Source organism: Paenibacillus glycinis (genome assembly GCF_009909185.1).
GTDB lineage: Bacteria > Bacillota > Bacilli > Paenibacillales > Paenibacillaceae > Paenibacillus_Z > Paenibacillus_Z glycinis.
Genome location: NZ_JAAAMV010000001.1, coordinates 451,208 through 463,735, shown reverse-complemented (window position 1 = coordinate 463,735; position 12,528 = coordinate 451,208). Strand labels below are relative to the sequence as shown.

Sequence of the window (12,528 nt, the reverse complement as noted above, 5' to 3'; positions counted from 1 at the left end):
GTATGCCATGGGAGACTTCGGTGATTGGCTGGTCATGATCGTGGCCGGCGGACTGTTGGTGCTTTGGATTTATCGGGCGTTTTACCGTTGGCTGCATGAACCGCCGGGCATGCATACGAAGCTGCTTTTGAGCAAAGCGGAGGAAGTCCGGGAAGACGACGTGAACGTGCAGTTTCTCGAGAAAGCCGGTTATGAAGTCACGCACGGCAAGTACCGCGTTCCGCTGATGATCGATTTGGACGGGACAACCTTGCAGAGCCGATTATTTATTGATTTAATTGCCGAGAAAGACGGCAAACATTATATTGTCAAGACTGCCCGCGAACGGATGCCCATCGATTGGACAGGCAGCGGCGTAAGGGACCGACTGCTCGTCTACGCGCTTTTGATGCCGAATTGCGAAGGGGTATTGTTCGTGGATCACAAGGAATCCGTTATAAGGACGATTACGTTCCGGATCGGTTCCTAACCGAGGAGGAGAATATGAAGAGCGTTCGACAAATGAAGATTCGCGAACTGATAACGGGCCAAATCATCGAGACCCAGGACGATCTGGTCGAATCGCTTAGAGCGGCGGGACTTCAAGTGACGCAGGCAACCGTGTCCCGCGATATAAAGGAAATGCAACTCGTTAAAGTACCGATCGACGACGGAAGGTACAAATATTCCATTCCGCAAGAAACGCGCACGCATTCGATCTCCAAATTAAAGCGCACGTTATCCGATCATTTCCTGCACATCGACTTCACGGATAATCTGGTCGTCATGAAATGTTTGCCGGGAACGGCGAATGCGATCGGCGCGATGATCGATAATATGGAATGGGTTGAAGTGATGGGGACGATCTGCGGTGACGATACCATACTCATCATTTGCAGAACGAGAACGCTTAGCGGAGAAATCGTGGACCGATTGCTTGGTTTAATGAATTGATGTTTCGGGTCTGATTATGAGGGGATTAACGAACACGTTAAGGAGGAGAGCAATTATGCTTCGCGAGCTGTCTATACGCAATCTGGCTGTCATTGAACAAGTATCTGTGAAATTTCATGATGGGTTTCATGTCCTGACGGGTGAGACCGGCGCCGGCAAATCGATTCTGATCGACGCGCTCAGCCTTGTCGTCGGCGGAAGGGGCGCCACGGATATGGTTCGTTACGGCTGCGATAAAGCCGAGATCGAAGCCATGTTCGAATTGTCGGCCTCGCATCCCGTATGGAACATCCTGAAAGCTTTCGGGATACAAGCTTCGCCCGAGGAAGGGCTTGTCATCCGGCGCGAGCTTTCTTCGCAGGGCAAGAGCATCAGCCGCGTCAATGGACATATCGTTACGTTATCCATGCTTCGCGAAGCAGGCGAATCACTCGTTAACATCCACGGACAGCACGAACATCAATCGCTTCTTCGGACGGAGAAGCATTTGGATTGGCTGGATTCTTATGCCGGCGATGCCGTTCTCGGGACGCTGGAGTCCTACCGCATCGTCTACAAGAAATACGAGAAGGTGCGCGCGGAAATGAAAGATCTGGAGGAGTCCTCCAGGCAAAACATGCAGATGCTCGACCTGTATCGTTTTCAAATCGAAGAAATCGCGTCCGCACGGTTGAAGCCCGGCGAAGACGAAGACCTCGCCGAAGAGCGGCAGAAGCTAATGTCTGCCGTTAAACGTCGGGATTCCGCGGCAGAGGCTTACAGCTTGCTGAACGGAAACAAAGGTCTTGACGCCATCAGCAAAGCCGTCGGCAAGGTGACCGACATCCGGGATTTCGATCCGCAAGTGATCGATCCGCTGCTGGAGCAACTGCAGTCGGCCTTTTATCAATTGGAGGATGCGGTGTTCCAGCTAAGGGATTATCGCGACGGCGTAGAATCCGACCCCGAGCGACTGACGCTTATCGACGACCGTATCGACCTCATCAACAGCTTAAAACGCAAGTACGGCGAGAACATCCCGGATATTATAGCCTACCTGGGCAGCATTCAATCCGAAGCGGATAAAATCGAGAACCGCGACGAGCATTTGGCACGGCTCCAACAAGAACTCACGAAGCTGTTGACCGACTGCACGGCACTGGGGCTTCAACTGTCTGCTTTGCGCCGCAAAGCCGCAGATCGTCTAGCGGCCGCAATCGAAAGCGAGCTGCGCCAGCTTCAAATGGAACGGACGACGTTCAAGGTTCAATTGGAGCAGCACCGGAACGGGGACAGTTTCAAGCTGCATGCCAACGGTATCGACGAGGCGGCTTTTCTGATCGCTCCCAACCCGGGCGAGCCGCTCAAACCGATCAGCAAAATCGCATCGGGCGGCGAGATGTCGCGGATCATGCTGGCGTTGAAGACGATTTTCGCATCCATCGACGAAATTCCCGTTCTGATCTTCGACGAAGTCGATACGGGGGTCAGCGGTCGCGCCGCGCAATCCATCGCCGAAAAGATGGCCAGACTGTCCGGCCAATGCCAAGTTTTCTCCATCACGCATTTGCCGCAGGTGGCCTGCATGGCGGAGCATCATTACGAAATCAGAAAAACGATCGTGGCCGAGCGGACTTCAACCCGTGTCCTGGAGCTTAGTCACATGAACCGCATCGAAGAGCTTGCGCGCATGCTCGGCGGCGTGGAAGTCACGGAAAAAACTCGGCATCACGCACAAGAAATGCTTGACTTGGCTTACAAACAGAAGGGAGCATAATGGAACCCATTCAGGGAATGTTTTTGGCGACATAAAACAATAAGGGCAGGGATACCTTAAAGGTACGCAAATGGCGAACCACCTTTCTCGTCAAGCGATTCAGCAGCAGGGAGCGTGAAGTCATTGAATGCCTATCAGCGGAAGCGGTGGCTGGGTCTACTCCTCGTCATCATCGTCTGCATGCTTGGTCTTTCCTCTCCGATTCAACATTTCGCCGCATTTCCGAATGAAGTTCGATTGTTCTCGGGCCAATTGAAGCAATTGGATTACGGCATGCCCGTACATGCGCAAGTCACGTCCGATTCGCAATCGTTGCAGATCAATGGCTCGTACAACAGATCCACATCCATTAATCTTAACAAGCCGGTAACGATTCAGTCTTCCCATAGCGGAGAGACGACATTGAAATTGAAATTATTCGGCAAAATTCCATTCAAGACGGTGAAAGTGAACGTCGTGCCTGATCTGCGAGTCATTCCGGGTGGACAAACCATCGGGGTCAAAGTGAAATCAGCGGGGATCATGGTCGTCGGACATCATCAAGTCGTGAGCGAGAAGGGAACGAAGGTTTCGCCGGGAGAAACGGCAAAATTGCAGCTGGGCGATTTGATCGTTCGCATCAACGGCACTTATGTCAATGAAGTTTATAAGGTCGCCAAGCTGGCGGAAGAAGCCGGATCGGCCAATCGTCCGCTTCACCTCACGGTCAAACGCGGCACGAGGATGTTCGAGACGAAGCTTTTGCCCGTGTTCGATTCGGAAGACCGAGCTTGGCGGCTTGGCTTATATATTCGAGACTCTGCCGCAGGCGTCGGTACGTTAACGTTCTATGCGCCGGATCAAGGCGTCTACGGAGCTCTCGGACATGTCATTACGGACATGGACACCCAAACGCCGATCGAAGTCGGCGAAGGACAAATCCTGCAGTCCAACGTAACGTCCATCAATAAAAGCCAAAATGGCGAGCCTGGCGAAAAACGAGCGCATTTCATCAAAGAAAGCAAGGTGCTCGGCAATATCGAGCGGAATACCTCGTTCGGCATCTTCGGCAAAATGAAGGAGCTTCCTGCGCACAGCTACAATCAACAATCGATTCCGGTTGCGTTTGCCGAGGAAGTTAAAGAAGGTCCGGCACAGCTGCTCACGGTCGTAAACGGCCAGAAGGTGGAACGCTTCAACGTCGAAGTCGTGCATGTTACGCGGCAGCAATCTCCCGCGACCAAGGGAATGGTCATCAAAATCACGGACCGTCGGTTGCTGGAACAGACGGGCGGCATCGTTCAAGGAATGTCGGGTAGTCCGATTATCCAAGACGGCAAACTGATTGGCGCCGTCACGCATGTGTTCGTCAATGATCCAACATCGGGTTATGGCTGCTTCATCGAATGGATGCTTCAAGATGCGGGGGTTCTTCTGAAACCGGCTAGCTTAAATCTTAAGGCGGCATAAGCCCCCTTAAGATTTTTGTTTTGAGGGGGCAGAAGGGGTTACAAAGGGGAAGTCAGCCTGTATAATAAAACTGGAAGAGACCGTTTTCAAGCTTTTTTTGTCGAAATTATACGAACGGTGAGGCTTCGTGTAACAAATTATTTATTATAAAACACAATGAATTAAAAATAAAGAAAAATATTATTCGACAGAAGGAATTTAATCCCTTATGTCGAAAATGTTAAACAGCAGGAAAGACGTAAGCAAACTGCGTCATAACCATTAAATTGACGGAATTGAGTCTAAGGAGGATTATACCTTGCAAAGAATTGAAGTATTGTTGGCTGATGACAACCGTGAATTTACGACGCTGCTTTCCGAGTACATTTCAGAACAAAACGATATGGTGGTTACCGGTGTCGCGTATAACGGGGAGGAAGTTCTGCGGCTGCTTGAAGAAACGCGTCCCGATATCTTGATTCTCGATATCATCATGCCTCATCTCGACGGACTTGGCGTTCTTGAACGCCTTCGCGAAATGAATCTGCCATCCATGCCGAAAATCATTATGTTGACGGCATTCGGTCAAGAGAATATTACCCAGAAGGCTGTTCAACTCGGTGCTTCTTACTACATATTAAAGCCATTCGACATGGAGATTCTCGCGAACCGCATTCGTCAGCTCGTCGGGAATCCTACGGTCATATCGTCTTCGTATTCGAATTCCTCGTCTTCCATGATGACGTCGAAATCCAACGTCGTGCCGATCGCCAAAGGCAAGAACCTTGATGCGAACATCACGAGCATCATTCATGAGATCGGCGTACCCGCCCATATTAAAGGGTATCAGTATTTACGGGAAGCCATCACGATGGTGTACAACAACATAGAAATTTTAGGCGCCATTACGAAGACGCTTTATCCCGCGATCGCCGAGAAATTCAAGACGACGCCTTCGCGCGTCGAACGCGCCATCCGCCACGCGATCGAGGTCGCTTGGACGCGCGGCAACATCGACAGCATCAGCCACTTGTTCGGCTATACCATCAATATCAGCAAATCGAAGCCGACGAACAGCGAGTTTATCGCCATGGTCGCCGACAAGCTGCGGATCGAACATAAGGTATCATAAGGATAACGCACGAACGTAAATGCAACGGATTCGAATGGAACGCCACTCCCTTGCCATGGGAAGTGGCGTTTCATGTTTGTTGCGCGCATAATTTAGGAGGATTGTTTTGACAACATCGACGCTTGCTTCCGTTCCTTCTTGGAAACGACTAACCATCTTGCTCTCCGTTACGCTCATTTCGGGATTTAATCAAGGGCTGCTGCTGCCGCTTCTCGCCATCCTGTTGGATCAGCGGGGCGTATCTTCGGATATGAACGGCATCAATTCCATGGCTTTATATGTCGGCACGTTCAGCATGATGTTTTTCATCGAGAAGCCGATCCGCCGATTCGGCTATAAGGCCGGCATCATCAGCGGCATTGCGCTCGCTGGAACGGCGACGCTGCTGTTTCCGCTGCTTCCTTATCTGTGGGTCTGGTTTGCATTGCGAATTGCCGTAGGCATCGGCGACAGCGCGCTGCATTATTGCACCCAGCTGTGGGTGGTCAGCAGCAGTCCGCCTGAGCGAAGAGGCCGGTTCATATCGCTTTACGGCATGTCTTACGGAATCGGGTTCAGTCTTGGTCCGATCGGCATTAATCTGATCGATGTCGGACATTGGATACCTTTTGCCCTGAACACGCTGCTTTTCCTGTTGGTTCTGATTTTCGTGCTGTCGTTAAAGCCGGAATATCCAGATTCTTCCAGACCGGCCGCTGAACACGGAAACCGGTATTGGTTCACGTACCGCACGGCATGGTTTGCGCTCTTGCCGGCGATTCTGTATGGTTTGCTCGAGGCGACGATGAATAGCAATTTTCCATTGTACGGCCTCCGAATCGGCCTCAGCAAGGCAACCATCTCGATGCTGCTGCCCGCGCTCGGGATCGGCAGTTTGCTGCTCATGTTTCCGCTCGGCAGCGCGAGCGACCGGTTGGGCCGAAAGCGGGTACTCATGTTTTGCGCGTTTTCTGCGGGATTGTTATTTATGGCGGTGCCTCTCGCGGGGGATCGCACGCTCATCTTGTTTGCGCTGCTGGCGCTTATCGGCGGATTGGTCGGTTCTTTTTTCTCGCTTGGCCTCGCCTATGCGGCGGATCTGCTGCCGCGAAACGTGCTGCCTTCGGCGAACGTCATCGCCTCCATGCATTTCAGCATAGGCAGCTTGCTCGGTCCCAGCGTCGGAGGGTACTGCATACAATACGTATCCGCGTCGAGCATGTTTTATTTGCTGGGCAGCGCGTTCACGTTGTTTTCCGCGGCGGGTTTATTGTTCAGGCATGCCAAGGGAGCCGAATCGGACCAAGCGAAAACGTTCGTATAAATTATCGCCGCCGCGTATCCTTTTAGCGAGGCCGTTCGTTTACGGAGTGAAAGCAAACGAAATGGATGAGGAGGTGCTATATCAAATGACGATGCCACACCCGGCTGCCGTTGAGGAGATGCGGTTCGTGCTGTACCGGTACTGCTGTTCGCTGACGCGTTCCGTCTGGGACGCGGAAGATCTGGTGCAGGAAACCTGCCTCCGGGCCCTGCCGGTCATGAACGGCGCGCTGGAGCATCCCAACCCGACGGCGTATTTGCTGCGGACCGCCAAGAATATCGCGGTCGATCAAGCCAGACGTCAGAAACGCGCAGCGCGCATGCTGCTGCTCATGGAGCAGAACGAAGCCGTGCTGAACCGCCTGTATGAGGATTCCCCGGAAATGGAATCTATGCTGCAATTGCTCATTCGGCATTTGTCGCCGATACAGCGCACGGTCTTTCTGTTGAAAGAGCTGTTCGGCTATAAGAACGCGGAGCTCGCCGCGAAGCTGACAACGACGGAGGGGGCGGTGAAGGCGGCGCTCCACCGGGCAAGAGCCGCCATTGATAAGCTGAAGCTGGGCAATCGCTATCGCAATCCGGAGTCGCAGGCCGGCGGGACGTCCGAAGCCAGCGAGAGCTTGCTGCATGCCTACGTGAATGCGGTACGGCATAACGATCCCCAAGCGCTGGTCGTACTGGCGAACGCGGAAGCGCAAATCGTCGATGCCGTTCAAGCCGTCGGCCAGTTGGGTCAGCGGCATGCTGCGACCGGCGCCGGCTCCTCATCCATAAGCATGCTGTTTGCTGCTTAAGCGAATGAGGAGGGAATACGTATGAATTTGACGCCTTACGTGATCGAAACGACCAATCGGGGAGAGCGCAGCTACGATATTTATTCGCGGCTGCTGAAAGATCGCATCGTCATGGTCAGCGGGGAGATCGAGGATCATATGGCCAATGCGATCGTGGCGCAGCTATTGTTTCTGGCGGCCGACGACCCGGAGAAGGATATCCAGCTGTATATCAACAGTCCGGGAGGCTCCGTGACGGCGGGCTTTTCCATTTTCGATACGATGCAGTTCATCAAGCCCGACGTGTCGACGATCTGCACCGGCTTCGCCGCGAGCTTCGGGGCGATCTTGCTGGCCGGCGGCGCGAAAGGCAAACGGTTCGTGCTCCCGAACAGCGAGGTCATGATCCATCAGCCGCTCGGCGGCGCAAGGGGGCAGGCGAGCGATATACAAATCCACGCCAGCTGGATATTGAAGACGCGGGAGAAGATCAATGCGCTGTTGGCGCATCACACGGGCCAATCCGTGGAACAAATCGAGCGGGACTCCGACCGGGATCGCTTCATGAGCGCGGAGGATGCCGTGGCCTATGGGATCGTGGATAAAATCATTGTCTAAATCCTCATCGGGCGAGAGTGCAAACAGCTCCGATCCGGCACGCAAGATAGCATAGAGCCTAGCAAAGGGCTCAATTCAGCGCCCATTATGGGCTCTATGAAGGGCTTAAAGAGGGCTGAAAATAAAAGGCTCAGACACAACCAGTTCTCAAAAGTCCAAAGTCCAAAGCCCAAAGTCCAAAGCCGAAAGCCCAAAGCCCAAAGTCCAAAGCCGAAAGCCCAAAGCCGAAAGCCCAAAGCCCAAAGCCCAAAGCCGAAAGCCGAAAGCCGAAAGCCCAAAAGCCCAAAAGCCCAAAAGCCCAAAAGCCCAAAAGCCCAGTGGCGATTTTACGAGCTTGCAAGTTTCACCAACACGAAAGGACCTCATTCTCCGCTTTGCAGCGGAGAATGAGGTCCTTTCGTTCGTCCATCGGGCTCGCACGACATGCGAAAGAGTGCGAGGGAGCCTGTGTTTTTCTGTACGGCGAACCTTTCCTTGCGAATAGCAATCACCCAAGTCCGTCGCTTTCGCGAAAGTCAGGACTCCGGCCGAGGCGGCCGCGGCCGCTTCTTCTTGAAGCGAGGCGAGACGTAATTGCGTTTCCGGTCGCGAAAAAACGTCCATCCGCCGATGAAGCCGACGCCGAGCAAGAACAGCGCAAGTCCTGCAATGAAACGCCACCATTCGAACGAATGCACGGACGCATCGTCCCCGAAGGAAGCGAAGAAATGAAAAATGGCGTCTTTCATGAGAAGAAAACCGTACGTGGCCCCGAGACCCGGAACCACGAGCAGCAGCACCGCGATGAATCGAATGAATATCTGCTTCATAACCTATGTTCGAACCTCCCGCAGCCTGAAAGAAAACGCTTCTACGGTACCATTTTACTATTTCCGCGCAGGCCTGTCCATTTGGAAACCCGGCGATGTTTTCCCTTGGCTTCGAAAAAAGGTACAATAGAAATGGATTAGCTTCATGAAAGGGAGAGGGGTACGACCATGACGATTGGATGCGACATTGCCATCATTGGCGGAGGAATCGCGGGATACACGGCAGCCATCAGGGCAGCCCAGGCCGGGAAGAAAGTCGTGATTGTGGAAAGAGAGAAGCTCGGCGGAACTTGTTTACATAGAGGCTGCATTCCAAGCAAGGCATTGCTGCGCAGCGCGGACGTGTATGCCACGATGCGCAAAGCGGAGATGTTCGGCGTCCAAGTGGACGGAACGGTTTCCCTGGATTTCCCGAAAGTGCAGCAGCGCAAAAACAGCACGGTGGAAAGTTTGTACAAAGGCCTGCAATATTTGATGCGCAAGCATGACATCACGGTCGTGCAGGGAACCGGTACCGTCATCGGTCCTTCGATATTCTCGCCGAAGAGCGGCAGCGTGGCCGTAGAATTTCCGGACGGCGACATGGATACGGTCGTGCCGGCGCATCTGATCATCGCGACCGGTTCGCGGCCGCGCATGCTGAAAGGGCTCGAGCCGCTGGCCGGTCAGATCATGTCCAGCGACGAAGCGCTCGAAATGGATCGATTGCCGAAATCGATGCTCATTATCGGCGGCGGCGTCATCGGCGTGGAGTGGGCATCCATGCTGATCGACTTCGGCATCGAAGTGACCTTGGTCGAATCGGCTTCGCGGCTGCTGCCGGGAGAAGACGTCGACGCGTCGGCAGAGCTGGCCAAGCAGCTGCGGCGCAGGGGCGTTCGGATATTAACCGGCATCCAATTGAAGCTCGAGACGTATACCTACAGTGACGGACAAGCCGCCATCACGGCGGATACGGCGGACGGCCCCGTCATTCTGAACGCGGAGCGGGTGCTCGTATCCGTCGGCCGCCAGGGCAACGTCGAGAATATCGGCCTCGAGAACACGGATGTTCGCGTCGAGAAAGGCGCGATCAAAGTCAACGCCTACTTCCAAACGAACGAACCGCATATTTACGCGATCGGCGACGTGAACGGCGGATTGCAGCTGGCGCACGCGGCGGCTCACGAAGGGCTCGTCGCGGTGGATCATATTCTCGGCGGCAAGGAACAAGCGCCGGATCATGCCCGCATCCCGCGGGCGATTTATTCCAAACCGGAGATCGCATCGATCGGTTTGACGGAGGACGAAGCAAGCAAGCAGGGCCATCCCGTCAAAATCGGGAAAGTGCCGTTTCAGGCGATCGGCAAAGCGCAGGTGCTCGGCGAGCCGGAAGGTTTCGCCAAAGTCATCGCGGACGCGAAGACGAACGACGTGCTCGGCGTCCATATCGTCGGCCCGCATGCGACGGATTTATTGTCCGAAGCTTCGCTTGCCATGCTGCTGAATGCGACCCCTTGGGAGGTGTCGCAAGTCATCCATCCGCACCCGACGCTGTCGGAAGCCATCGGCGAAGCGATGCTCGCCATCGACGGCAAATCGCTGGTATTTTAAGGGCGGCGGGAGTCGCCGCGGCAATTTCAGGGAGCATTTCCTTTTCACGAGCAGTTCGGTTATAATGGGTATAGGCAAGTCTTAGTACCTGGTTATAATAGTAGCTAAAAGGAGGGTGATCCTCATGTCCCAATCCGAATCGGCCGTACAGCAAACCAAGCATGCGGCTCTTGGACTTACGGATGAACAAGTGCTTGAAATGTATAAGGTGATGGTTACTGCAAGGCGCTACGACGAACGTTGTCTGCTGCTCCAACGCGCAGGTAAAATTAAATTTCACGTCTCCGGCATCGGCCAGGAGGCGGCCCAGGTCGGCGCGGCCTTCGCGCTTGACCGCGAGCAAGATTATTATTTGCCCTACTACCGCGATTACGCGTTCGTATTATCCGTCGGCATGACGCTGCGCGAGCTGATGCTCTGCCTCTTCTCGAAAGTGGACGATCCCAACAGCGGCGGCCGTCAAATGCCGGGCCATTTCGGTTCCAAGCGGCTGCGCATCGTCACGGGCTCCAGTCCGGTGACGACGCAGGTTCCGCATGCCGTCGGCTTTGCGCTGGCCGCCAAGATGAAGCGCAAGGATTTCGTGACCTTCGTCACGTTCGGCGACGGTTCGAGCAACCAAGGCGACTTCCACGAAGGAGCCAACATGGCGGGCGTGCACAAGCTGCCGGTGATTTTCATGTGCGAGAACAACCAATACGCGATTTCCGTGCCGCTGCACAAGCAGGTCGGAGGCCAAATCGCCGACCGCGCGATCGGGTATGGCTTTCCGGGCGTGGCGGTCGACGGAAACGATCCGCTCGAAGTGTACCGTGTCATGAAGGAAGCGCGCGCGCGGGCCGCGAGCGGCGAAGGTCCGACACTGGTCGAAACCGTCATGTACCGGTTGTCTCCGCATTCCACGTCGGACGAGGATCTCGCTTACCGCACGAAGGAAGAGGTCGACGCGAACAGGGACAAGGACGGAATTCCGAAATTCAGGCAGTACCTGATCGACTGCGGCATATGGAACGAGGAACGCGAAGCTGAGATGCTGCAGGAGATCAAGGCGGCGCTCGACGACGCGACGAAATTCGGCGAGCAAGCGCCGTTCCCCGAACCGGAAGACATCCTGTACCATGTCTATGCCGGCGACGATGAAGGCAGAGGAGGACACTGATATGCCGAAAATGGACTATATTGATGCGATCCGTCTGGCGATGAAGGAAGAAATGGAACGCGACGAGGACGTCTTCGTGCTCGGCGAGGATGTCGGCTACAAAGGCGGCGTGTTCACGACGACCAAGGGGCTGCTCGACCAGTTCGGCGAAGAGCGCGTGCTCGACACGCCATTGGCGGAATCCGCGATCGTCGGGACGGCCATCGGCGCCGCGATGTACGGCATGAGGCCGATCGCCGAGATGCAGTATTCGGACTTCATGTTCCCGGCAACGAACCAAATCATCAGCGAAGCGGCGAAAATCCGTTACCGCTCCAATAACGACTGGAATTGTCCGCTCGTGATCCGCGCGCCGATCGGCGGCGGCATCTTCGGGGGCTTGTATCACTCGCAATGCCCGGAATCTGTATTTTTCGGCACGCCAGGTCTGAAGATCGTGGCGCCTTATACGCCGTACGACGCGAAGGGGCTGTTGAAAGCGGCCGTGCGCGACCCGGATCCCGTCATCTACTTCGAGAACAAGAAATGCTACAAGCTCGTGAACGGGGACGTGCCGGAAGAAGACTACACGGTTCCGATCGGCAAGGCGAACGTGCTGCGCGAGGGCGACGACATTACCGTCATCAGCTACAGCCTGCCGCTTCATTTCATCATGGAAGCCGCGGCCGAGCTGGAAGAGGAAGGCATCACGGCGCATGTGCTCGACCTGCGTTCCCTGCAGCCGCTGGACAAGGAAGGCTTGCTTGCGGCCGCACGCCGCACGGGCAAAGTATTGATCGTCCACGAAGACAATAAATTCGGCGGCATCGGCGGCGAAGTGTCTGCGATTATCGCGGAAGAAATGCTGTACGAGCTCGACGCGCCGATCATGCGGCTATGCGGACCCGACGTGCCGGCCATGCCGATCAATCCGCCGGGCGAGAAATTTTTCATGCTGAACAAGGACAAAGTGAAGGAAGCCATGAAGCGTCTGGCGGTTTACTAGGACGGCGCAAGCCGATCCTTGCCGAAACCGAGGCGTT

Annotated in this window: 12 protein-coding genes; 11 read left to right on the top strand and 1 reads right to left on the bottom strand. The window is 54.7% G+C overall.

All coding sequences use genetic code 11. The features are described from left to right. The first annotated feature begins 7 nt into the window (after positions 1–7). The 8 genes from GT019_RS02180 to clpP all read left to right on the top strand — a co-directional run bounded on the left by GT019_RS02180 (position 8) and on the right by clpP (position 7,945). Positions 8–469: a hypothetical protein gene (locus GT019_RS02180; protein ID WP_161740717.1), complete on the top strand. Its 462-nt coding sequence runs from the start codon at positions 8–10 to the stop codon at positions 467–469. 14 nt (positions 470–483) lie between these two features. Further along, positions 484–933, top strand: coding sequence for a transcriptional regulator AhrC/ArgR (gene ahrC, locus GT019_RS02175; protein ID WP_161740715.1), 450 nt, complete (start codon positions 484–486; stop codon positions 931–933). 55 nt (positions 934–988) lie between these two features. Further along, the gene (gene recN, locus GT019_RS02170) at positions 989–2,689 is read left to right on the top strand and encodes a DNA repair protein RecN (RefSeq protein WP_161740713.1); all 1,701 of its coding nucleotides are present in this window, start codon (positions 989–991) and stop codon (positions 2,687–2,689) included. A 123-nt stretch (positions 2,690–2,812) separates the two neighbouring features. Continuing rightward, complete coding sequence (gene spoIVB, locus GT019_RS02165; protein WP_201755218.1) at positions 2,813–4,138, top strand: SpoIVB peptidase; 1,326 nt, start codon at positions 2,813–2,815, stop codon at positions 4,136–4,138. Positions 4,139–4,436: 298 nt separating this feature from the next. Continuing rightward, positions 4,437–5,249 (top strand): sporulation transcription factor Spo0A, encoded by an 813-nt coding sequence (gene spo0A, locus GT019_RS02160; protein WP_161740709.1) that lies wholly within the window; start codon positions 4,437–4,439, stop codon positions 5,247–5,249. A 106-nt stretch (positions 5,250–5,355) separates the two neighbouring features. Next, positions 5,356–6,552 (top strand): MFS transporter, encoded by a 1,197-nt coding sequence (locus GT019_RS02155; protein ID WP_201755189.1) that lies wholly within the window; start codon positions 5,356–5,358, stop codon positions 6,550–6,552. An 85-nt stretch (positions 6,553–6,637) separates the two neighbouring features. Beyond that, a complete protein-coding gene (locus tag GT019_RS02150; RefSeq protein WP_161740707.1) occupies positions 6,638–7,348 on the top strand; it encodes an RNA polymerase sigma factor in 711 nt (236 codons plus the stop codon). Positions 7,349–7,369: 21 nt separating this feature from the next. Next, positions 7,370–7,945 (top strand): ATP-dependent Clp endopeptidase proteolytic subunit ClpP, encoded by a 576-nt coding sequence (gene clpP, locus GT019_RS02145; protein WP_161740705.1) that lies wholly within the window; start codon positions 7,370–7,372, stop codon positions 7,943–7,945. A gap of 515 nt (positions 7,946–8,460) precedes the next feature. Here clpP and GT019_RS02140 read toward each other — a convergent pair. Next, positions 8,461–8,754 (bottom strand): DUF2627 domain-containing protein, encoded by a 294-nt coding sequence (locus GT019_RS02140; RefSeq protein ID WP_161740703.1) that lies wholly within the window; start codon positions 8,752–8,754, stop codon positions 8,461–8,463. Between the two features lie 168 nt (positions 8,755–8,922). Between GT019_RS02140 and lpdA the strand changes: the two genes are divergently transcribed. The 3 genes from lpdA to GT019_RS02125 all read left to right on the top strand — a co-directional run bounded on the left by lpdA (position 8,923) and on the right by GT019_RS02125 (position 12,491). Continuing rightward, a complete protein-coding gene (gene lpdA / locus GT019_RS02135; protein WP_161740701.1) occupies positions 8,923–10,347 on the top strand; it encodes a dihydrolipoyl dehydrogenase in 1,425 nt (474 codons plus the stop codon). Between the two features lie 124 nt (positions 10,348–10,471). Next, entirely contained in the window at positions 10,472–11,506 is a 1,035-nt protein-coding gene (locus tag GT019_RS02130; RefSeq protein WP_161740699.1) for a thiamine pyrophosphate-dependent dehydrogenase E1 component subunit alpha, read from the top strand. A 1-nt stretch (position 11,507) separates the two neighbouring features. Beyond that, complete coding sequence (locus GT019_RS02125) at positions 11,508–12,491, top strand: alpha-ketoacid dehydrogenase subunit beta (protein ID WP_161740696.1); 984 nt, start codon at positions 11,508–11,510, stop codon at positions 12,489–12,491. The last annotated feature ends 37 nt before the right edge of the window (positions 12,492–12,528 follow it).

What these genes read in the sequence shown, in the direction of transcription:
- GT019_RS02180 (WP_161740717.1), top strand. Translation starts at nt 8, where the DNA reads ATGGGAGACTTCGGTGATTGGCTGGTCATGATCGTGGCCGGCGGACTG.
- ahrC (WP_161740715.1), top strand. Translation starts at nt 484, where the DNA reads ATGAAGAGCGTTCGACAAATGAAGATTCGCGAACTGATAACGGGCCAA.
- recN (WP_161740713.1), top strand. Translation starts at nt 989, where the DNA reads ATGCTTCGCGAGCTGTCTATACGCAATCTGGCTGTCATTGAACAAGTA.
- GT019_RS02150 (WP_161740707.1), top strand. Translation starts at nt 6,638, where the DNA reads ATGACGATGCCACACCCGGCTGCCGTTGAGGAGATGCGGTTCGTGCTG.
- clpP (WP_161740705.1), top strand. Translation starts at nt 7,370, where the DNA reads ATGAATTTGACGCCTTACGTGATCGAAACGACCAATCGGGGAGAGCGC.
- GT019_RS02140 (WP_161740703.1), bottom strand. Translation starts at nt 8,754, where the DNA reads ATGAAGCAGATATTCATTCGATTCATCGCGGTGCTGCTGCTCGTGGTT.
- lpdA (WP_161740701.1), top strand. Translation starts at nt 8,923, where the DNA reads ATGACGATTGGATGCGACATTGCCATCATTGGCGGAGGAATCGCGGGA.
- GT019_RS02130 (WP_161740699.1), top strand. Translation starts at nt 10,472, where the DNA reads ATGTCCCAATCCGAATCGGCCGTACAGCAAACCAAGCATGCGGCTCTT.
- GT019_RS02125 (WP_161740696.1), top strand. Translation starts at nt 11,508, where the DNA reads ATGCCGAAAATGGACTATATTGATGCGATCCGTCTGGCGATGAAGGAA.